The following is a 22,092-nucleotide window of genomic DNA, read 5'->3' as shown; positions in this document are numbered from 1 at the left end:
CCACCATGGAGACGCATGCATGAACGACACCGCTCGCACGCCGGACACAGGCGCGACCAACATCCCCGATAGCCGGGGCATCAACTTCTTCACGGCCGATCCCGATCTCGGCGCGTTGCTGAAACTGCATCTCGGCGCGACCCGCTACGCGGCACTCGAACCGCAGCTGCACGCGCTCGGCGCGCGCGTGTCGGGCGAACTCGACGCGTGGGCGTCGCGCGCGGACAAGCATCCGCCCGTGCTCGAGCATCGCAACCGGCGCGGCGAAGCCGTGCAGCGGATCGACAAGGATCCCGCGTATGTCGCGCTCGAACGGGTCGCCTACTCGGAACTCGGGCTCGCGGCGCTGAGCCACCAGCCCGAGGCGGTGGCGCCGCTCGTCAAGTACGCGCTGACGTTCCTGTTCGTGCAGGCGGAATTCGGGTTGTGCTGCCCGGTCAGCATGACCGATTCGCTGACGCGCACGCTGCGTCGTTTCGGCGACCCGGCGCTCGTCGAACACTATCTGCCGAGGCTCGCGTCGCGCGATTTCGACACGCTGTTCCAGGGCGCGATGTTCATGACCGAGCAGGCGGCCGGCTCGGACGTCGGCCGCATCGCGACGCGCGCGGTGCGTGAAACCGACGCGCAGGGCGGGGCGGTGTGGCGCCTGTACGGCGACAAGTGGTTCTGCTCGAACGCGGACGCCGACCTGGCGATGGTGCTCGCGCGGCCCGACGGCGCGCCGGACGGCATCAAGGGCCTCGCGCTGTTCCTGCTGCCGAAGACGCTGCCGGACGGTACGCGCAATCGCTACCGGATCGTGCGGCTGAAGGACAAGCTCGGCAGCCGTTCGATGGCGAGCGGCGAGATCGCGCTCGAAGGCGCGCAGGCCTGGCTGATCGGCGAGATCGGCCGCGGCTTTCACCAGATGGCCGACATGATCAACATGTCGCGGCTGTCGAACGGCGTGCGCGCGGCGGGCCTGATGCGGCGCGCGCTGAACGAGTCGCTGCACGTGGCCGCGCATCGCGCCGCGTTCGGCCGCAAGCTGATCGAGATGCCGCTGATGCAGCGTCAGTTGATGAAGATGCTGCTGCCCGCCGAGGCCGCGCGCGCGATGTTCATGCAGATCGCGCTGCTGCTGCCGCAGGCGGATGCGGGCGACGAGCAGGCCGCGCGCTGCGTGCGCATCCTGACGCCGCTGATCAAGTTCCGCGCGTGCCGCGATGCGCGCCGCGTGACGGGCGACGCGATGGAGGTGCGCGGCGGCACCGGCTACATCGAGGAATGGAGCGATGCGCGCCTCGTGCGCGACGCGCATCTCGGCTCGATCTGGGAAGGCACCAGCAACATCGTCGCGCTCGACGTCGCGCGCGCCGCGCAGCGCGAGCAGGCGCTCGACGCGCTGCGCACGTTCCTCGGCGACCGGCTCGGCGCGGCGCCGCTGCCCGACGCGAGCCGCGCGGCGCTGCGGCGCATTCTCGCGCGCGCGTGCGATGCGCTCGCGCGGGTCGCGGCGGAAGGCGACGACGCGCGCGTGCGGCAGGCCGCGTCGGCGCTTTACTACGCGAGCGCGGCCGTGCTGATGGCGTGCGAGGGCGCCCGGCTCGCACCCGATTACCGGCGCCTCGCGCTCGCGCACCTGGTCGTGCGTCACAAGCTGCTGCCGGTCGACCCGCTCGCACCGGCGTCGCGCGACGACGAAGCGGCGGCGTTCGACGCGCTGCTGCGCGGCACGCCGGTGCCGCTCGACATGGCGCTCGACCTGCTGCCGGAGGTCGAACGATGAGCGCGACGGAAGCGATGAATGCGCCGCGCGGCGCGCTTGACGGGCTCAAGGTCGTCGACCTGAGCCGCGTGCTCGGCGGTCCGTACTGCACGCAGGCGCTCGCCGATCACGGCGCGACCGTGATCAAGATCGAGCCGCCGGACGGCGACGAGACGCGCGGCTGGGGGCCACCGTTCCTCGGCGACACCGCGTGGTATTTCATGGGCGTGAACCGCAACAAGGAGGGGCTCGCGCTCGACCTGTCCCGCGACGACGGGCGCGCGATCCTGTGGCGCCTGCTGGAGGACGCCGACGTGCTCGTCGAGAACTTCAAGCCCGGCACGCTCGCGCGCTGGGGCATGGACTATGCGCGCGACCTGCAGCCGCGTTTCCCGCGCCTGATCCACTGCGCGGTGACGGGCTTCGGCGAGGACGGCCCGCTCGGCGGGCTGCCCGGCTACGACGCGGTGATCCAGGCGATGGCCGGGCTGATGAGCGTCAACGGCGAGCGCGACGGCGACGCGATGCGCATCGGGTTGCCGATCGTCGACATGGTCACGGGGCTCAATGCGCTTGCCGGCATCCTGCTGGCGCTCGCGGAGCGCGAGAAGAGCGGGCAGGGGCAGTCGATCGACATCGCGCTGTACGACTGCGGCGTGTCGCTGCTGCATCCGCACCTGCCGAACTTCTTCGGCTCGGGGCGCGTGCCCGGGCGCAGCGGCAACGCGCATCCGAACATCGCGCCGTACGACAGCTATCGCACGGCGACGGTGCCGATCTTCCTCGCGGTCGGCAACGACCGGCAGTTCGCGCGCCTCGTCGCGCATCTTGGCGCGCCGGCGCTCGCGGGCGATCCGCGCTTCGCCGACAACCGCAGCCGCTGCGCGCACCGGCCCGAACTGAAGGCCGAGCTCGAGGCACGGCTCGCCGCCCATCCGTGCGAGCCGCTGGCGCGCGACCTGATGGCGGCGGGCGTGCCGTGCGGGCCGGTGCGCACGGTCGCCGACGTCGCGCGCGACCCGCATGCGCTGCACCGCGAATTGTTCGTCGAGATCGGCGCATATCGCGGCACGGCATCGCCGGTGAAGCTGTCGCGCACGCCGGCGACCTATCGTTCGCCGCCGCCCGCGCTCGGCCGCGACACGCGCGCGGTGCTCGACCGCCTCGGCGTCGATCCCGCGCTCCAGCAACGATTGCTCGACGCCGGCGTGCTGAAGGTCGCGCCGGACCCGGCGTGACCGGCCGAGTGGTGCTCGCACGCGAGCATCCTCGGCCGGCGCATCGCGGGGACAAGCCGCTCGACGCAAGGCAATGAAAGCGACGTAAGGCGACGTAAAGCACCACCGCCAGCCGGCGGCGCAAGGCCGGCCATCCGGCAAGGCGCGCGACAGTCGCGCCGCCGATCACAAACATGGAGACATCGATGAGCCGTCTGCAATCCCCGTCCGCCGCGCAGCCGCGGCCCGGCCGCGCCGCCCTCGCGGCGTTCGTCGGCACCACGATCGAGTGGTACGACTTCTACATCTACGGCACCGCCGCCGCGCTCGTATTCGGCAAGGTGTTCTTTTCGAGCACGATGAATCCCGGCGTCGCGACGCTGCTCGCATTCGTCACGTTCTGGGCCGGCTTCGCCGCGCGGCCGCTCGGCGGAATCGTGTTCGGGCATCTCGGCGATCGCGTCGGCCGAAAGACCGCGCTCGTGATCACGCTGGTGATGATGGGGCTGGCCACGACGGGCATCGGCCTGCTGCCCGGCTATGCGTCGATCGGTGTGTGGGCGCCGGCGGGCCTCGTCGTGCTGCGCGTGTTGCAGGGCATCGCGGTCGGCGGCGAGTGGGGCGGCGCGGTGCTGATCGCGAGCGAGAACGCGCCGAAGCATCGCAGCATCCTCTATGCGGCGTTCGCGCAGCAGGGTTCGCCCACCGGCAACCTGCTCGCCACAGCCGCCTTCTTCGCGCTGAGCGCGCTGCCGACGCCGTCGTTCCTGATGTGGGGCTGGCGCATTCCGTTCCTGTTGTCGGCGGTGCTCGTGATCATCGGGATGGTGATCCGGCTGCGGCTCGAGGAATCGCTCGACATGCAGCGCGTGCTCGCGCGCAAGCGCACGGTGAAGCTGCCGCTGCGCGACGTCGTGCGCGACCACTGGCCCGTCGTGCTGCTCGCGGCCGGCACGCTGCCGGTGATCAACGTCACGTATTTCCGCAGCACCTTCGCGCTGTCGTGGGCGACGAAGGAGCTCGGCTACGCGCAGGGCACGTTTCTCGGCATCCTGTCGATCTCGCTCGTCGTGCAGTTCCTGATGCAGCCGGTCGGCGCGTGGTTCGTGTCGAAGGTCGACATGCGACGCGCGATGTGCTGGATCCTGATTCCCGAGATCGTGCTGATGCCGGTGATGTTCCATGCGCTCGCGACGCGTTCGTACTGGATCGCCGTCGCCGGGATGTGCATCTCGACGATCCCGTCGGCGATGTTCTACGGCGCGGTCGGCGGCGTGCTCGCGCGCGTGTTTCCGGCCAACATCCGCTACACGGGCCTGTCGCTCGCGTATCAGTTGAGCGCGCTCGTCGTCGGCGGCGGCACGCCGGTGCTCGCGCAGGCGATCCTGAACGCGACCGGCAGCATCGTCGGTGTCGCGATCGCGTCGGGGCTGTACGCGCTCGTGTCGCTCGCATGCATGCTCGCGCTGCTGAATCGCACCGGCTACCGCGCGGACGAGTTGTCGACGGCCGAGCGCAGCGATGCGGCCGAATGGGATGCCGAAGGCGCGAGCGCTGAAAGTCCGATTGGCGAGACCGCGCAGGCGGGCGACCGCGGTGCGTTGAAACCGGCGGGTTGAATCCGCCGGGCCGGCGCGACTTGCCGATTCGGCGGCAGCGCACGCGCCGGCCGGATCGCATCGCCCCGATTCCGCCCTCCCAAAAGCAAACGGCACCGTGCGATACACGGTGCCGTTTGCCTTGCTTCGCTTCGCAACGCGACCGGCGCGACCGGCCCGCGCGATTCGCGGTGCGTCAGCCTTCCGTCGGCGGCACGTAGCCGGACGCCTGGTCCGCGCCGTCGCCGAAGAAGTACTTCTCGGTCTGCTTCATCAGGTACTGGCGTGCGCGCGGGTCGGCCATGTTCAGGCGGTTCTCGTTGATCAGCATCGTCTGCTGCTTGAGCCAGCCTTGCCACGCTTCCTTCGACACGCTTTCGTAGATGCGCTTGCCGAGTTCGCCCGGCAGCGGCGGGAAATCGAGACCTTCGGCTTCCTTGCCGAGCTTCGCGCATTGGATCATTCGAGCCATCGTGTACTTCTCCTGTAATCGGTCTGGGGGAGGGCAGTCGTGCCTGCGCTCAGAGCTGCTTCATCAGCACGAGCGACTTGCGCTGCCAGTTATAGAGTTTGCGGCGGTCTTCCGGCAGGTCGTCGACGCTGACCTTGACGAAGCCGCGCTTGAGGAACCAGTGCTCGGTGCGCGTCGTGAGCACGAAGATGTGCGTGAGGCCGCGCGCGCGGGCGCGCTGCTCGATGCGCTTGAGCAGGCGTTCGCCGTCGCCCGAGCCTTGCGCTTCCGGCGCGACCGTCAGGCACGCCATCTCGCCGATCTTCTCCTGCTGATACGGATACAGCGCCGCGCAGCCGAACAGCACGCCATCGTGCTCGATCACCGAGAAGTGGTCGATGTCGCGTTCGATCTGGTGGCGGCCGCGCCGCACCAGCGTGCCATCGGACTCGAGCGGCTCGATCAGCGACAGGATGCCGCCGACGTCGTCCGGCGTCGCTTCGCGCAGGCTCTCGAGGTTCTCGTACGAGATCATCGTGCCGACGCCGTCGTGCAGGAACAGTTCGAGCAGCATGCTGCCGTCGAGCGACTGCGGAATCAGGTGGGCCCGGGTCACGCCGCCGCGGCACGCGCGGATCGAGTGCTTCAGGAAGAACGCGTCGTCGCCCTGGATGTTGCCGGAGTCGAGCAGCTCGGCGGCGGCGTCGAGCGACATTTCGCGGATCAGGCCGCCTTCGTCGTCGACGATGCCGGGCGCCTCGGTCAGGAAGATGATCTTGTCGGCGCGCAGCGCGATCGCGGCGGCCGACGCGACGTCTTCCATCGACAGGTTGAACGCCTCGCCGGTCGGCGAGAAGCCGAGCGGCGACAGCAGCACGAGCTTGCGGCTCGCGAGCGAATGACGGATCGATTCGGCGTCGATCTTGCGCACGATGCCCGTGTGCGCGAAATCGACCCCGTCGAGAATCCCCACCGGCCGGGCGGTCACGAAGTTGCCGGACACGACGCTGATGTGCGCGTGCGCCATCGGCGAGTTCGGCAGACCCTGGCTGATCGCGGCCTCGATGTCGAGACGCACTTCGCCGGCCGCTTCCTTCGCGGATTCGAGCGCGCGCGCATCGGTGATGCGCAGCCCGTGCGAAAACTCGGATTCGACACCATGCAGGCTCAGCTGCTCCTCGACCTGCGGCCGCGAGCCGTGCACGAGCACGATCTGGATGCCCATCGCCTGCAGCAGCGCGATGTCGGACACGAGCGCGTTCAGCAGCCCCTGCTGCACCACCTCGCCGCCGAACCCCACGACGAACGTGCTGTTGCGGAACTTGTGGATGTAAGGCGCGACGGAGCGCATCCAGTCGACGAACTGCGCGTGGCTGGCGGCCGAATCGTCGGCGGCCGGCGGCGTCGCGGCGCCGGTCTGGGCGGGTGGGAGGTCGGTTTGGGAATTCATGGGCGGGATTATAATGCGCCCCCATGTCGAATGTACCTAAAAGTCCCGCGCCGACGCGGGCCAAAGCGCCGTCGGCCCGGCACCCGGAGGGGGCGGCCGATGCGCGTCAGCAGCAGGGCCAGCCGCCGCGCCAGCAGCAACAGCAGGCGGGTCAGCCGCCGCGCGGGCCGCGCGGCGACGAGCGGCGCCGCGAGCCGGGCCAGCCGGCCGCGCAGGGCGCGCCCCAGGCCGCCGGCGAGCGCGCGCCGCGCCGCGAACGTCCGCCGCGCGCGGCTGTCGCGCCCAATCCCGTTCCGCCGATCACCTACCCCGAAAGCCTGCCCGTGTCGGGCAAGCGCGACGAAATCGCGCGCGCGATCGCCGGTCATCAGGTCGTCATCGTCTGCGGTGAAACGGGTTCGGGCAAGACCACGCAGCTGCCGAAGATCTGTCTCGATCTCGGCCGCGGCCTCGGCGCCGGCGGCACGGGCCTGATCGGCCATACGCAGCCGCGGCGCCTGGCCGCGTCGTCGACCGGCCGGCGCATCGCCGAGGAGCTCGGCACGCCGTTCGGCGAGGTGGTCGGCTACAAGGTGCGCTTCACCGACAATCTCGCGCCGGGCGCGTCCGTCAAGCTGATGACGGACGGCATCCTGCTCGCCGAGACGCAGACCGATCCGCTGCTGAAGGCGTACGATACGCTGATCATCGACGAGGCGCACGAACGCAGCCTGAACATCGACTTTCTGCTCGGCTACCTGAAGGAAATCCTGCCGAGGCGGCCGGACCTGAAGCTGATCGTCACGTCCGCGACGATCGACGCCGACCGTTTCGCGCGCCATTTCGGCACCGACGCGCGCCCCGCGCCCGTGATCGAGGTGAGCGGGCGGCTGTATCCGGTCGAGATGCGCTACCGGCCGGTGGCCGAGGATCGCCCGGCCGTGAAGCACGCCGAAGGCACGGGCGGCCGCGATCGCGTGAAGACCGCGCGCGAGGCCGAACGCGACCTGATGGACGCGATCGTCGACGCGGTCGACGAACTGTGCCGCGAAGGCCCCGGCGACGTGCTGGTGTTCCTGCCCGGCGAGCGCGAGATCCGCGAGGCGGCCGAGGCGCTGCGCAAGCATCATCCGCCGCATACCGAGATCCTGCCGCTGTTCGCGCGGCTGTCGGCGGCCGACCAGGACAAGGTGTTCAAGGCGTCGAACGCACGCCGCATCGTGCTCGCGACCAACGTGGCCGAAACGTCGCTGACGGTGCCGGGCATCCGCTACGTCGTCGACACCGGGCTCGCGCGCGTGAAGCGCTATTCGTACCGGAACAAGGTCGAGCAGCTGCAGGTCGAGTCGATCTCGCAGGCCGCCGCGAACCAGCGCGCGGGCCGCTGCGGCCGGGTGGCCGACGGCGTCTGCATCCGCTTGTACGAGGAAAGCGACTACCAGGCGCGCGCGCGTTTCACCGATCCGGAAATCCTGCGCTCGTCGCTCGCGTCGGTGATCCTGCGGATGAAGTCGCTGCACCTGACCGCGATCGAATCGTTCCCGTTCCTCGAGCCGCCGCCCGGCCGCGCGATCGCGGACGGCTACCAGCTGCTCAACGAACTCGGCGCGGTCGACGACGACAACGCGCTGACGCCGCTCGGCCGCGAACTCGCGCGGCTGCCGCTCGATCCGCGCGTCGGCCGGATGATTCTCGCCGCGCGCGACCAGCAGTCGCTGCGCGAGGTGCTGATCATCGCGAGCGCGCTGTCCGTGCAGGACCCGCGCGACCGTCCGATCGAGGCGCAGGAGCAGGCCGACCAGGCGCACCGCCGGTTCGCCGACGAGCGCTCCGAATTCCTGCAGTGGCTGAAGATCTGGGCGTGGTTCGAGGAGGCCGTCGCGCACAAGAAGTCGAACCGGCAGCTGGTCGACGCGTGCCGGCAGAACTTCCTGTCGCACCTGCGGCTGCGCGAATGGCGCGACGTCCATTCGCAGCTGCTGACGGTCGTGCGCGAGCACGGCTGGCGCCTCAACGAGGTCGAGGCGACCTACGAGCAGGTCCATCTGGCCCTGTTGACGGGCCTGCTCGGCAACCTCGGCATGAAGGCCGACGACGATCCGCATTACCTCGGCGCGCGCGGGATCAAGTTCTACCTGTGGCCGGGCTCGGCGCTCGCGAAGAAGGCAGGCCGCTGGGTGATGGCGGCCGAACTCGTCGAGACGAGCCGGCTGTATGCGCGCTGTCTCGCGAAGATCGAGCCGGAGTGGGTCGAGAAGATCGGCGCGCACCTGCTGAAGAAATCGCTGTCGGAGCCGCATTGGGAAAAGCGTCCCGCGCAGGTCAGCGCGTTCGAGCGCGCGACGCTGTACGGGCTGCCGATCTACCACCGCCGGCGCGTCTCGTTCGGCAAGCAGGATCCGGCGCGGGCGCGCGAGCTGTTCATCCGCGGCGCGCTGGTCGAGGGCGAGTTCGACACGAAGCTGCCGTTCTTCGCGCACAACCGCAAGCTGCTCGCCGACATCGAGCAGCTCGAGCACAAGTCGCGCCGCCAGGACGTGCTGGTCGACGACGAGCTGATCTACGCGTATTACGACCAGGCGATTCCGGAGGGCATTCACACCGGCGCCGCGTTCGAGCGCTGGTATCGCGACGAGGTGAAGAAGGGCGGTCAGGCGGAGGAGAAGCAGCGCCTGCTGTACCTGTCGCGCGACGACCTGATGCGCCACGAGGCGGCCGGCGTGACGACCGAGCTGTTTCCGAAGCGCGCGACGATGGCCGGTGTCGAGATGGCGCTCACGTACCATTTCGAGCCCGGCACGCCGCGCGACGGCGTGACGCTCGCGGTGCCGCTGTACGCGCTGAACCAGGTCGACGCGCGCCGCTGCGAATGGCTGGTGCCCGGGATGCTGAAGGAAAAGGTGCAGCTGCTCCTGAAGTCGCTGCCGCAGAAGCTGCGCCGGCACTGCGTGCCGCTGCCCGAATACGCGGCCGGCTTCGTCGAGCGCACGGGCCGCGAGCGCTTCGGCGCGGGCGGCCTCGTCGAGGCGCTGATCGCCGACGTGCGCGGCGAGACCCAGGTCGCGATGAAGACGGCCGACTTCAAGCTCGAGACGTTGCCCGCGCACCTGTTCATGAACTTCAAGGTGATCGACGAGCACGGCCGTCAGCTCGCGATGGGGCGCAATCTGGCGCAACTGCGCCAGGAGCTCGGCGCGCAGGCGCAGCAGCAGTTCCAGAAGATCGCGGCGGCGTCGACGATCGCGCCGGGCGGCGAAGCGGGCGACGGCGACGCGGGCGGCGCGCCGGCGCTTGCCGCGGCGGCGGGTTCGACGGCGAAGGGCGGCAAGCCGGGCAAGGGCGCGGCGCCGCACACGGCCGCCCCGGCGGAAGCCGGCGCGACTGCGCTGTACGAGAACCTGACGACGTGGAACTTCGGCAAGCTCCCCGAGCTGCTGGAGATCCGCCGCCGCGGCCAGACGCTGTACGGCTATCCGGCGCTCGTCGATCGCGGCACGCATTGCGACGTCGAAGTGTTCGACTCGCCGGAGGAGGCCGCGCGGATCCACCGGGCCGGCTTGCGGCGGCTGTTCGCGCTGCAGCTGAAGGAGCCGATCAAGTTCCTCGAGAAGAACCTGCCGGGGCTGCGCGAGATGGCGATGCAGTACATGTCGCTCGGCACGCAGGACGAGCTGCGCGATCAGCTGATCGACACGGCGCTCGACCGCGCGTGCCTGCAGGATCCGCTGCCCGACGACGACGCGAGCTTCCACGCGCGCCGCGACGAGGGCAGGAGCCGCCTCAACCTGCTCGCGCAGGAGATCGCGCGGCTTGTCGGGCAGATCCTCGCCGAGTATGCGGGGCTTGCGAAGAAGCTCGCGCAGGCGAAGCCGTTCGCGCAGGCCCATGCGGATCTGCAGCAGCAGCTCGCCGCGCTGGTCGGCAAGCGTTTCGTGATCGACACGCCTTACGTGCAGCTTGCACACTTCCCGCGCTACCTGAAGGGCATCGCGCTGCGGATCGACAAGCTGAAGGCCGACCCGGCGCGCGACGCGAAGCAGTCCGGCGAGCTGCTGTCGCTCGTCCAGCAGTATCAGCGCGCGGTGTCGCAGCGCGGCGGCGTCGCCGATTCGCGCCTCGCGGAATTCCGCTGGTTGCTGGAGGAGTTGCGAATTTCGCTGTTCGCGCAGGAACTGCGCACGCCGATGCCTGTCTCTGTCAAGCGTCTGCACAAGGTGTGGGAGTCGATGCAGCGTTAGCGCATCGGCGACCGGCGGGGCCCGCACCGGTTGCGGACCCCGCCGCGGCCGGCCGCACGGCGGCCGCGACGTGCGTCGAAGTGGCGCAACCCCGCCTTCCGTCAACCGGTGGGGCCCGCCGAGCGTTTTACAATGACTGCTGTTCCACGACGTGAGTCTTCATGCGCACTTTCCTTTCCTTCGGCCGCACGCTTGCGCTGGCCGCCGCCGTGCTGGCGCCCGCCGCACACGCCAATAACGTAATCATCCTCAATTCGGCCGAAGCGACGCTTTCCCTGATCGACCAGCAGACCCGCCAGGTCGTCGGCACGATGCCGACCGGCAAGGAGCCGCACCATCTGATGGCGACGCCGGACAATTCGTCGCTGATCGTCGCGAATTCGGTCTCGAACAGCCTGATGTTCGTCGATCCGAAGACGGGCAAGCTGCAGCGCACGGTCGAAGGCATCGAGGATCCGTACCAGCTCGGCTTTTCGCCCGACAACAAGTGGTTCGTGTCGACCGGGCTGCGCCTCGACCGGCTCGACATCTACGGCTACGACGGCCGCGACCTGCATCTCGTGAAGCGCTTGCCGCTCGCGGTGATGCCGAGCCACATCGCGTTCACGAAGGACAGCAAGACCGTGCTCGTGTCGCTGCAGGTGTCCGGCGAGATCGCGGCGGTCGACCTCGCGACTCAGACGGTCAAGTGGAAGATGAAGGTCGGCAAGGTGCCGGCCGGCCTGTGGCTCACGCCGGACGACAAGTTCCTGCTGGTCGGGATGACCGGCGCGGATTACGTCGCGGTGGTCGACTGGCGCAACCAGAAGATCGTCAAGCAGATCCACACGGGCAACGGCGCGCACAACTTCCGCTCGCTCGCCGACGGCACGCACGTCGCGGTCACGAACCGGGTCGCGAACACGATCAGCATCATCGACGAGAACACGCTCACCAACGTCGGCGACATCACCGGCCTGCTGCCGGGACCGGACGACATGGAACTGTCCGCCGACAAGAAGACGCTGTGGGTGACGTTCCGCTTCGCGAAGAAGGTCGGTATCATCGATCTCGCATCGCGCAAGCTGGTGCAGACGATCGCCGTCGGCCGTTCGCCGCACGGGATCTACTTCTACGACCGCGCGCCGTGGAAGGCTGCGAACGGCGCGTGACGGGCGGAGGCGAGCGATGCTGCACCTGATCGATGCGTTCGTGTCGGACATCCAGACCTGGCTGTACGTCGACGTCGTGCAGCCGCTTCTCTTCAAGTTCAACCTGATGGGCTATGACGAGGACACCTACGACGCGCTGTACTGGGTGATCATCGGCGCGCTGCAGATGGTGCTGATGTTCGTGCTGCTGCGCCCGCTCGAGGCGCTGCTGCCGGTCGAGCGCTGGCAGAACCGCCGCGCGGTGCGGGTCGACGTGATCTATACGGCGATCGCGAAGCTCGGCATCTACGCGCTGTTCTTCTTCTTTGCGCTGCAGCCGGTGTTCGACGGCTTCCAGGCATGGCTGCGCCTGCACGGCGTCGCGAACGTCAACCTCGACTATCTGTGGCCCGGCGTGACGTCGCGGCCGATCGTCGCGTTCGCGATCTACCTCGTCGTGCTCGACTTCGCCGGCTACTGGTATCACCGCTGGCAGCACAAGTTCGGCATCTGGTGGGAATTGCACGCGGTGCATCACAGCCAGCGGCAGATGTCGCTGTGGTGCGACGACCGCAACCACCTGCTCGACGACGTGATCCAGTCGTGCTTCTTCGCGTCGATTGCGCTCGTGATCGGCGTGACGCCGTCGCAGTTCGTCGTGCTGACCGCGGTCACGAACTTCATGCAGAGCATCCAGCATACGAATGCGCGGCTGTCGTTCGGCCGGCTCGGCGAGCGCCTGCTCGTGAGCCCGACCTTCCACCGGCGCCACCACGCGGTCGGCTACGGCCACGAAGGTACCAAGTACGGCTGCAACTTCGGCGTACTGTTCCCGTGGTGGGACATGATGTTCGGCACCGCGTCGTGGAACCGCACGGTCGAGCCGACCGGCATCCGCGAGCAGATCGAAGGCGTGTCCTACGGCGACGGCTTCTGGGCGCAGCACGGCCTCGCGTTCGTGCGCATCTTCCGGCGCCTCGTTCCCGCGAAGCGCGGCGCGGCGTCGGCCTGACCTCGTCACTTTCCCATTGAACGGCTCTCCTGCACGGCCCGCAAGCGCTTTGGCGCATGCGGGCCGTGTGGTTTATCCTTTCCCCGTTTTTCTTCGTCGATACAGGTTCGCATGAACGACTTGCTGCGCTCCTTCGTCCGGGCCTTCGTCAGCGCGCTGCATCCGCGCATGCTGTGGCTCACCCTGATGCCGTTCGTCGTCTCGGCGCTGCTGTGGGGCGTCGTGCTGTGGTTCTCGTGGCAGACGCTGATCGACGCCGCGCGTGGCGCGCTCGACGGCTTCGTGCTCACGGCGGTGCTGTACCGCATGTTCGACGCGATCGGGATGTCGCAGCTGCATGCGGTCGTCGCGCCGTTCGTCGTCGTATCGCTCGCGATTCCGCTGATCGTGCTGACCGTGCTGCTGCTGATCGCGACGATCTCGATGCCGGTCGTGATCAAGCACCTGTCGAACCGGCAGTTCGCCGCGCTGGAGGCGAAGCGGGGCGGCACGTTCTTCGGCAGCGTGTTCAATTCGCTCGGCGCGGCCGTCGTCGGCGTCGTGCTGCTCGTCGTCACGATCCCGCTGTGGCTCATTCCGCCGTTCTTCGCGCTGCTGCCGCCCGTGATCTGGGGTTGGCTGACCTACCGCGTGATGACCTACGACGCGCTCGCGCAGCACGCGAGCCGCGACGAGCGCCGTGCGCTGGTGCGGCAGCATCGCTGGCCGCTGATCGGCATCGGCGTCGCGACCGGGCTGCTCGGTACCGTGCCGACCTTCGTATGGGTGTCGTCGGTCTGGATGATGGTGCTGTTTCCGTTCGTGGCGGCGGCCATGATCTGGGTTTACGCTTTCATCCTCGTCTTTTCGGCGCTGTGGTTCGGGCACTATTGCCTGCGCGCGCTGGACGACCTGCGCGCGAGTTCGCGCGCCACCGCAATCGACATGGGGCAGGCATGAGCATCGGCATCATCATCATCGGCGACGAAATCCTTTCGGGCCGCCGGCAGGACAAGCACCTGGCCAAGGTCATCGAGCTGCTCGGCGCGCGCGGCCTCGCGCTCGACTGGGCCGAATACGTCGGCGACGATCCGGCGCGGATCACCGCGACGATCGCGCGCGCGGTCGCATCCGGCGACATCGTGTTTTCCACGGGCGGGATCGGCGCGACGCCGGACGACCACACGCGCCAGTGCGCGGCCGCCGCGCTCGGCGTGCCGCTCGAGCTGCACCCGGAAGCGAAGGCGCTGATCTCGGAGCGCATCCGCGAGACGCACACCGATCCGGCCCGGCCGGTCGATTTCGAATCGCCGGAAAACCAGCACCGCTTCAACATGGGCGTGTTCCCGGCCGGCGCGACGATCATCCCGAACGGCTACAACCGGATTCCCGGGTTCTCGGTCGGCGATCTCCATTTCGTGCCGGGCTTTCCGGTGATGGCGTGGCCGATGATCGAATGGGTGCTCGACACGAAGTACCAGCATCTCCATCACGCGACGCCGCACGCGGAGCGCTCGTTGTACGTGTTCGAACTGCCGGAATCGACGCTCACGCCGCTGATGGAGAAGATCGAGCGCGATTTCCCGGGCGTGCGCGTGTTCAGCCTGCCGAGCGTCGGCGATGCCGAGCGCGGCGGGATCTACGCGCGCCGGCACATCGATCTCGGCGTGAAGGGCGAGCCGGAGGCGGTCGCGGCCGCGTTCGTGAAGCTGCGCGAAGGCGTGCACCTGCTCGGCGGTGACGTGGTCGAACCGGACGTGCCGCGCGCCTGAGGCCGCGCACCGATCACTGATGCGGGCCGCGCAAGGGCCGCACAAAAACCACGGGCCGCGCAATGCGGCCCGTCATCGGGATGTCATCGCCCGGCTCGACGATGTCGCAGTCGGGCGTGCCTGGGCGGATGCGCCGTCAGGCGCCGATCCACGGCAATTTCCGGAAGCACCAGCCGTCGACCGTCTTGCGGTGGCCTTCGGCATCCTTGCCGCCCTCGAAGCCTTCGAGCAGGTCGAAGGCCTTCGTGAAGCCGGCCTGCGTCGAGGCGACCGCGGCGAGCTTCGAGCGCGCGGCGCTGCGGCACAGGAACAGGATGGGCGTATCGGCCGGGAGGGCCGCTTTCAGTTGATCGACGAATTCGGCGTTCGGCACGCCGCCCGGATAGCGCGTCCATTCGAGGTGCAGGTACTGGCCGTCGCCGACGAGCGGGCGGCCGATCCAGTCGAGCTCGGCGCGGGTGCGCACGTCGACGAGGCGTGCCGACGGGTCGAGCTGCAGCAGTTCGAACGCCTCGACCGGCAGCAGTGCGCCGGCATAGTGGAGCGCACCCTGGGCGCGGCGTTCTTCGGCCTTCGCGTAAAGCTGGTCGAGCGTACTCATGGCAGGAGGTCTCCGTATCGGTCAAACGATCATTCTAGCGCGGCACCGCCGCGCGGATGTCCGGTTGCCCGGCAGGGTATGCACCGCCCACGCATTCACCAAAAAAGTGCAGAATGGCACGCATGCACCAGAATGAATCTGCGGCATGGGCATGCTTCGCCATTTGCACCATGGAGGTGCGGTAATGCGATCGCCGATGCGGCGCCTGGCCCCGGAATCGCGCAGCCGGGCCCTGCCGTGGCGCGGTCTGGCGCGATTCGTGTCGCTTCTGTGCATGGCTGGCACGGTTGCTGCTATATAGAATTCGGTCGACCCGGGGCGCGCTGCGCCAAAGCCAGACTCCGGGCAGCTCGATAAACGAGGCGGTTCCCAGTCCGCCGGAATTGTTCAATCAGGAGAAGAGGTTATGAGTAAAACCGTCGCCGACGTCATGCAGCTCGTGAAGGACGAGGACGTCAAGTTCGTCGATTTCCGCTTCACGGATACGCGCGGCAAGGAACAGCACGTGTCGGTGCCGGTTTCGGCGTTTGACGAAGACAAGTTCGAAAGCGGTCATGCATTCGACGGCTCGTCGATCGCCGGCTGGAAGGGCATCGAGGCGTCGGACATGCTGCTCATGCCGGACCCGACCGCCGCATTCATCGACCCGTTCTACGAAGAATCGACGCTGGTGCTGACCTGCGACGTGGTCGAGCCGGCCGACGGCAAGGGCTACGAGCGCGACCCGCGTTCGCTCGCGAAGCGCGGCGAAGCGTACCTGAAGAGCACGGGCCTGGGCGACACCGCCTACTTCGGTCCGGAGCCGGAATTCTTCATTTTCGACTCGGTCCAGTGGAACACGGACATGTCGGGCTGCTTCGTGAAGATCAACTCGGAAGAAGCGCCGTGGTCGGCAGGCAAGGAATTCGAAGGCGGCAACACGGGCCACCGTCCGGGCACGAAGGGCGGCTACTTCCCGGTCGCGCCGGTCGACACGTTCCAGGACATGCGTTCGGAAATGTGCCTGCTGCTCGAACAGCTCGGCATCCCGGTCGAAGTGCACCACCACGAAGTGGCGGGCCAGGGCCAGAACGAAATCGGCACGAAGTTCTCGACGCTGGTGCAGCGCGCCGACTGGACGCAATGGTCGAAGTACATCATCCATAACGTCGCGCACTCGTACGGCAAGACGGCGACGTTCATGCCGAAGCCGGTCGTCGGCGACAACGGTTCGGGCATGCACGTTCACCAGTCGATCTGGAAGGACGGCCAGAACCTGTTCGCGGGCAACGGCTACGCCGGCCTGTCGGAATTCGCGCTGTTCTACATCGGCGGCATCATCAAGCACGCCCGTGCGCTGAACGCGATCACGAACCCGACGACGAACTCGTACAAGCGTCTGGTTCCGCACTTCGAGGCACCGGTCAAGCTCGCCTACTCGGCACGCAACCGTTCGGCATCGATCCGCATTCCGCACGTGTCGAACCCGAAGGGCCGCCGTATCGAAACGCGCTTCCCGGACCCGATGGCCAACCCGTACCTGTGCTTCACGGCACTGATGATGGCCGGTCTCGACGGCGTGCAGAACAAGATCCACCCGGGCGAAGCTGCGGACAAGAACCTGTACGACCTGCCGCCGGAAGAGGATGCAAAGATCCCGACCGTCTGCGCAGGCCTCGACCAGGCACTGGAAGCGCTCGACAAGGATCGCGAGTTCCTGACGCGCGGTGGCGTGTTCACCGACGGCATGATCGATGCGTACCTCGCGCTGAAGGAGCAGGAGCTGGCGAAGTTCCGCATGACGACGCATCCGATCGAGTTCGAGATGTACTACTCGCTGTAATCGGCGATGGCGCTTCGATTCAGCGCCGTCATGCCGATTCGTTCCCGTCGCGCGGCTTGCGGCGGGAACCGCGGAGTCTGAAAGGGGACGGCGTCCAGCCGTCCCTTTTTTGTTCCGAGCATTTCCATTTTCCGACCCGCTGAGGCGCGACGACACGCACGATGGCTCTGAAGAATCTGATCAAGGCGAAGACGGGGCAGCCCGAGCGACTGACGGAAGACGAGCGCCTCTCGCGCTCGGGCCTGCTTGCCGGGCTGGAAGCGCTGCCGACGGTCGTGATCGTGCTCGACCGCAAGACGCTGCGGGTCGCGTTCGCGAACCCGTCCGCGGAGGCGATGCTCGACATCTCGCGCCGGCAGCTCGCGCAGCGGCCGTGGGGCGAGATTTTCCCGAACGCGAACGAGCTCGCGTCGACGATCACCGCGATCGGCGAGGAGCGCTTTCACGCGACGCATCTCGATACCGTGCTCGACCGGCCCGGTCGCGAACCGCTGCACGTGCATGCGATCGTTGGCTTCCTCGAGACCGCGCCCGATTTCGTGCTCGTCGAGCTGTTCGAGAACGAACGGCAGTCGCGCACCGATCGCGAGGAGCGCATCCACGACCTGACCGCGGTCAACAAGCAATTGATCCGCAACCTCGCGCACGAAATCAAGAACCCGCTCGGCGGCATTCGCGGCGCAGCCCAGCTGCTCGAATTCGAACTGAGCGAGCGCGAGCGCGGCGAGTTGCGCGAATACACGCAGGTGATCATCAAGGAGTCCGATCGGCTGCAGACGCTCGTCGACCGGTTGCTGGAGCCACATCGGCATCCGCACATCGTCGGCGACGTCAACATTCATGAAGTGTGCGAACGCGTGCGCGCGGTGATGCTCGCGGAATTTCCGCGCGGGCTCACCATCGAGCGCGATTACGACGTGAGCGTGCCGGACCTGCGCGGCGACAAGGAGCAGCTGATCCAGGCGCTGCTGAACATCGTGCGCAACGCCGCGCAGGCGCTGCGCGAACGGATCGCGCAGGGCGACGCGAAGATCGAGCTGCGCACGCGCGTCGCGCGCAAGGTGACGATCGCGAAGCGCCTGTACAAGCTGGCACTGGACTTGCACATAGTCGACAACGGGCCCGGCATTCCGGAGGAGATCCGCGACCGGATCTTCTACCCGCTCGTGTCCGGGCGCGACGACGGCAGCGGCCTCGGCCTCACGCTCGCGCAGACCTTCGTGCAGCAGCACGACGGGATGATCGAGGTCGAGAGCCGGCCCGGCCGTACCGAATTTCAGATCCTGCTGCCGCTCGATCACTGAGCGACGGCATGGCGATTCACCGGATTCACCCATACCTGACCGACCTATGAAGCCGATCTGGATAGTAGACGACGACCAATCGATCCGCTGGGTGCTCGAAAAGGCACTCGCCCGGGACAGCTTCGCGACGAAGAGCTTCGCGAACGTGCGCGACGCGCTGGCCGCGCTCGACCACGAGACGCCGCAGGTGCTCGTGTCCGATATCCGGATGCCGGGCGGCTCCGGCCTCGAGCTGTTGCAGGCGATGCACGAGCGCTTGCCGGGCCTGCCCGTCATCATCATGACGGCGTTCTCCGATCTCGACAGCGCCGTCGCGGCGTTCCAGGGCGGCGCGTTCGAATATCTCGCGAAGCCGTTCGACGTCGACAAGGCCGTCGAGCTGATTCGCCGCGCGGTCGAGGAGAGCCTGCGCGGCGGTGCGCCGCAGGACGAGCGCGTCGCCGAGGCGCCCGAGATGCTCGGCCAGGCGCCCGCGATGCAGGACATGTTCCGCGCGATCGGCCGCTTGTCGCATTCGGCCGCGACCGTGCTGATCACCGGCGAATCGGGCACCGGCAAGGAGCTCGTCGCGCGGGCGCTGCACCGTCACAGCCCGCGGGCGAACGGCCCGTTCATCGCGCTGAACACGGCGGCGATTCCGAAGGACCTGCTGGAATCCGAACTGTTCGGCCACGAGCGTGGCGCGTTCACCGGCGCGCAGACGACGCGCCAGGGCCGCTTCGAGCAGGCCGAGAACGGCACGCTGTTCCTCGACGAAATCGGCGACATGCCGTTCGATCTGCAGACGCGCCTGTTGCGCGTGCTGTCGGACGGCCAGTTCTATCGCGTCGGCGGCCACAATCCGCTGCGCGCGAACGTGCGCGTGATCGCCGCGACGCACCAGAATCTGGAGGCGCGCGTGCGGCAGGGGCTGTTCCGCGAGGACCTTTACCACCGCCTCAACGTGATCCGGCTGCGGCTGCCGCCGCTGCGCGAACGCAGCGAGGACATCGCGCTGCTCACGCGCCACTTCCTGCAGAAGAGCGCGCGCGATCTCGGCGTCGAGCCGAAGCGCGTGTCGGACGAAGCGCTCGCGTATCTGACGTCGCTGCCGTTTCCCGGCAATGTGCGGCAGCTCGAGAACCTCGCGAACTGGCTGACCGTGATGGCGCCCGCGCAGACGGTCGAGATCAAGGACCTGCCGCCCGACCTCGTGCCGGCAGGCGCGCCGGTGACCGCGACGGCCGATGGCGCGGATGCACTCGGCGGCGTGAGCGGCGGCGTTGCCGGCGACGCGGCGCGCGCGCAGCTGGCGGCCGGTGTCGTGCCGTTGACGGCGGCGCCCGTCGCGGCCGCACCGAACGGTGCGCCGGCCGGCTATCCGATGTGGGAAAGCGGGCTGCGCACCGAAGTCGCGCGGCTGCTGCGCGAGAATTCGGCCGACGTGATGGACGAGCTCGCGCGCCGCTTCGAGGCGGCCGTGATTCGCGAGGCGCTCGACTTCACGCGCGGCCGCAAGGTCGAGGCGGCGGAGCGGCTCGGCATCGGCCGCAACACCATCACGCGCAAGATCCAGGAACTGCATCTGGAGCCGTAAACCGCTGTCGCGGCATGCGCGGACGTCGCGCATGCCGTGATCGGACATAATCGCGGTTTGCCGTCAGGTGCGTTCCGTCATGTCCGATTCCTTCCGCTGGCCCGCCGGGGCCGATCCCTTCCGCTTTCTCGAAGCGCTCGACAGCAAGCGCGCCCGCGCCTGGGTCGACGAGCAGAACGCGCGCACGCGTGTCGCGCTGCGCGACGACGATGCGTATCGCGCGCTCACCGCGCGGCTCGCGCAGGCGTATCTGCCGCGCGAACGCCCGGTGATTCCGACCCGCTGGCGCGACTGGGCGTACGACCTGTGGCAGGACGATCTCCATCCGAAGGGACTGTGGCGCCGCGCGCGCTGGGACGACTGGCGCGCCGGCCGGCCCGAGTGGGAAACGCTGCTCGACGTCGACGCGCTCGGCGCGCAAGAGGGCGAGTCGTGGGTGTTCGAGCAGGACGCGATCCTGTACCCCGACGGCGACCGCGCGCTGCTGTCGCTGTCGCCCGGCGGGGCCGACGCCGTCGTCGTGCGCGAGTTCGATCTCGTGCAGCGTCGTTTCGTCGACGGCGGTTTCACGATCGACGAGCCGGGGCATCACACGGTCGGCTGGATCGACCGCGATACCGTCTACGTGAGCTGGGATCGCGGTGAAGCGCATGCGACCGCGGCCGGCTATCCGTACGACGCGCGCCGCTGGGTGCGCGGCACGCCGCTCGCCGATGCGCCGGTCGTGTTTCGCGGCGAACCCGACGACATCAGCGCGGGCGCGTGGTTCGACCCGATCGATGGCCGTCACGTCGCGTGGCGCAGCGTGGATTTCTTCGACGCACACGCGTACTGGCTGACCGACGCGGGCGAGTGGGCGCGCTACGACGTGCCGACGCATGTCGAGGTCGGCTTCTGGGAAGGCTGGCTCGTGCTGGAGCCGCGGCTCGACTGGGACTGCGGCGGCGTGCATCACGCAGGCGGCTCGCTGCTCGCGATCCGCGAGCAGGCGTTCCTGGCCGGGTCGCGCGAGCTCACGACGCTGTTCGCGCCGCGGCCGTCGACGTCCGCCTGCACGTGGACGCACACGCGCACGATGCTGATCGCGAGCTGGCTCGACGACGTGCACAACCGCACGATGCTGTGGCAGCCGCGCCAGGGCGAGGACGGCGCGTGGACGTGGGAGGCGCGGCCGTTCGACTGGCCGGGCGATGCGCAGATCGACGTCGAGCCGGTCGAGTCGACGCTGAACGACGACGTGTACGTGGACGTCGATACCTATCTCGATCCGCCCGAATGCTGGCTCGCCGACCTGGCCGATCGCGCGGCCGATGCGCCGTCGCGCCGCGTGCTGCTCGACCGGCCGCCGGTGCGGTTCGATGCGGCCGGGCTCGTCGTGCGCCGCGCGAATGCCCGTTCGCGCGACGGCACGGTGGTGCCGTACACGCTGATCGGGCTGCGTGACGCGCTCGATGCACTCGATGCGCCGGAGCGTGCCGACGGCCGCCCCCGCGTCGCGCGCCCGTGCCTGCTGTCAGGCTATGGCGGCTTCGCGATTCCGAACCTGCCGGGCTACAGCGATGCACTCGGCATTGCGTGGCTCGAACGTGGCGGTGTCGCGGCGTTCGCACACATCCGGGGTGGCGGCGAATTCGGGCCGGGCTGGCACGTCGACGCGCAGCGCGAACATCGGCAGCGCTCGTTCGACGACTTCATCGCGGTGGCCGAGGACCTGATCCGCACCGGCGTGACGACGGCCGCGCAGCTCGGCATCGAGGGCGGCAGCAACGGCGGGCTATTGGTGGGCGCTTGCATGGTGCAGCGTCCGGAACTGTTCGGCGCGGTGCTGTGCCGCGTGCCGCTGCTCGACATGCGGCGCTATCCGAAGCTGCACGCGGGCGCCGCGTGGCTCGACGAGTACGGCGATCCGGACGATGCGCGCGAGGGCGCGGCGCTCGCCGCCTACTCGCCGTATCACCGCGTGCGCGAAGGTGTCGTGTATCCGCCGCTGCTGCTGACGACGTCGACGCGCGACGACCGCGTGCATCCCGCGCATGCGCGCAAGATGGCCGCGCGCATGCATGCGCTCGGACACGAACGGGTGTGGTACTGGGAGAACACCGACGGCGGCCACGGCAGCGCCGACGATCTGGAGCGCGCCGAATCGGACGCGGCGGAATTCGGCTTCCTGTGGGCCCATCTCGGGCCCGCGCCCGCGCGCGATTGAGCGCGGG

15 protein-coding genes are annotated in these 22,092 nt (G+C 68.6%); 12 read left to right on the top strand and 3 right to left on the bottom strand.

All coding sequences use genetic code 11. The annotated features are described in order from the left end of the window. Nucleotides 1-19: 19 nt before the first annotated feature. From WS49_RS29930 to WS49_RS29920, 3 genes are all read left to right on the top strand, one after another. Entirely contained in the window at nucleotides 20-1,771 is a 1,752-nt protein-coding gene (locus WS49_RS29930) for an acyl-CoA dehydrogenase family protein (RefSeq protein WP_059535904.1), read from the top strand. Nucleotides 1,772-1,785: 14 nt separating this feature from the next. Next, nucleotides 1,786-2,988 (top strand): CaiB/BaiF CoA transferase family protein, encoded by a 1,203-nt coding sequence (locus tag WS49_RS29925; RefSeq protein ID WP_059535922.1) that lies wholly within the window; start codon nucleotides 1,786-1,788, stop codon nucleotides 2,986-2,988. Between the two features lie 185 nt (nucleotides 2,989-3,173). Next, the gene (locus WS49_RS29920; protein WP_059535920.1) at nucleotides 3,174-4,586 is read left to right on the top strand and encodes an MFS transporter; all 1,413 of its coding nucleotides are present in this window, start codon (nucleotides 3,174-3,176) and stop codon (nucleotides 4,584-4,586) included. Nucleotides 4,587-4,761: 175 nt separating this feature from the next. Here the strand turns inward: WS49_RS29920 and WS49_RS29915 are convergent, their stop codons facing one another. Both WS49_RS29915 and argA read right to left on the bottom strand, forming a co-directional pair. Continuing rightward, entirely contained in the window at nucleotides 4,762-5,037 is a 276-nt protein-coding gene (locus WS49_RS29915) for an oxidative damage protection protein (protein WP_006478357.1), read from the bottom strand. Nucleotides 5,038-5,086: 49 nt separating this feature from the next. Then, on the bottom strand, nucleotides 5,087-6,466 hold the full coding sequence (gene argA, locus WS49_RS29910; protein WP_044847668.1) for an amino-acid N-acetyltransferase: 1,380 nt from the start codon (nucleotides 6,464-6,466) through the stop codon (nucleotides 5,087-5,089). A 23-nt stretch (nucleotides 6,467-6,489) separates the two neighbouring features. On the opposite strand from argA, the gene hrpA reads away from it, so the two are divergent. The 5 genes from hrpA (at nucleotide 6,490) to WS49_RS29885 (ending at nucleotide 14,576) form a co-directional block, all read left to right on the top strand. Continuing rightward, a complete protein-coding gene (hrpA, locus tag WS49_RS29905) occupies nucleotides 6,490-10,683 on the top strand; it encodes an ATP-dependent RNA helicase HrpA (protein WP_059535901.1) in 4,194 nt (1,397 codons plus the stop codon). A 161-nt stretch (nucleotides 10,684-10,844) separates the two neighbouring features. After that, complete coding sequence (locus WS49_RS29900) at nucleotides 10,845-11,834, top strand: YVTN family beta-propeller repeat protein (protein ID WP_059535900.1); 990 nt, start codon at nucleotides 10,845-10,847, stop codon at nucleotides 11,832-11,834. 16 nt (nucleotides 11,835-11,850) lie between these two features. Continuing rightward, nucleotides 11,851-12,825, top strand: coding sequence for a sterol desaturase family protein (locus tag WS49_RS29895; RefSeq protein ID WP_059535899.1), 975 nt, complete (start codon nucleotides 11,851-11,853; stop codon nucleotides 12,823-12,825). A 111-nt stretch (nucleotides 12,826-12,936) separates the two neighbouring features. Beyond that, nucleotides 12,937-13,764, top strand: coding sequence for an EI24 domain-containing protein (locus WS49_RS29890; RefSeq protein WP_059535897.1), 828 nt, complete (start codon nucleotides 12,937-12,939; stop codon nucleotides 13,762-13,764). After that, nucleotides 13,761-14,576 carry a competence/damage-inducible protein A gene (locus WS49_RS29885; protein WP_059535895.1) on the top strand — a complete coding sequence of 272 codons (816 nt, stop codon included), beginning with the start codon at nucleotides 13,761-13,763 and terminating at the stop codon, nucleotides 14,574-14,576. The genes WS49_RS29890 and WS49_RS29885 overlap by 4 nt, the downstream gene beginning before the upstream one ends. A gap of 136 nt (nucleotides 14,577-14,712) precedes the next feature. Here WS49_RS29885 and WS49_RS29880 read toward each other — a convergent pair whose 3' ends face one another. Further along, nucleotides 14,713-15,177, bottom strand: a complete 465-nt coding sequence (locus WS49_RS29880) for a rhodanese-like domain-containing protein (protein ID WP_059535893.1) — start codon at nucleotides 15,175-15,177, stop codon at nucleotides 14,713-14,715. A 406-nt stretch (nucleotides 15,178-15,583) separates the two neighbouring features. On the opposite strand from WS49_RS29880, the gene glnA reads away from it, so the two are divergent. The 4 genes from glnA (at nucleotide 15,584) to WS49_RS29860 (ending at nucleotide 22,085) form a co-directional block, all read left to right on the top strand. Next, nucleotides 15,584-16,999, top strand: a complete 1,416-nt coding sequence (gene glnA, locus WS49_RS29875; RefSeq protein ID WP_059535891.1) for a type I glutamate--ammonia ligase — start codon at nucleotides 15,584-15,586, stop codon at nucleotides 16,997-16,999. Between the two features lie 161 nt (nucleotides 17,000-17,160). Continuing rightward, complete coding sequence (gene glnL / locus WS49_RS29870) at nucleotides 17,161-18,303, top strand: nitrogen regulation protein NR(II) (protein ID WP_059535888.1); 1,143 nt, start codon at nucleotides 17,161-17,163, stop codon at nucleotides 18,301-18,303. Between the two features lie 46 nt (nucleotides 18,304-18,349). Then, nucleotides 18,350-19,879, top strand: coding sequence for a nitrogen regulation protein NR(I) (gene ntrC, locus WS49_RS29865; RefSeq protein WP_059535886.1), 1,530 nt, complete (start codon nucleotides 18,350-18,352; stop codon nucleotides 19,877-19,879). 79 nt (nucleotides 19,880-19,958) lie between these two features. Next, complete coding sequence (locus WS49_RS29860; protein ID WP_059535884.1) at nucleotides 19,959-22,085, top strand: prolyl oligopeptidase family serine peptidase; 2,127 nt, start codon at nucleotides 19,959-19,961, stop codon at nucleotides 22,083-22,085. Nucleotides 22,086-22,092: the final 7 nt, after the last annotated feature.

This window comes from Burkholderia sp. RF7-non_BP4 (genome assembly GCF_001521935.1).
Classification (GTDB): Bacteria; Pseudomonadota; Gammaproteobacteria; order Burkholderiales; family Burkholderiaceae; genus Burkholderia; species Burkholderia diffusa.
The sequence above is the reverse complement of the archived record's forward strand: the minus strand, read 5'-3'. Positions and strand labels throughout refer to the sequence as shown.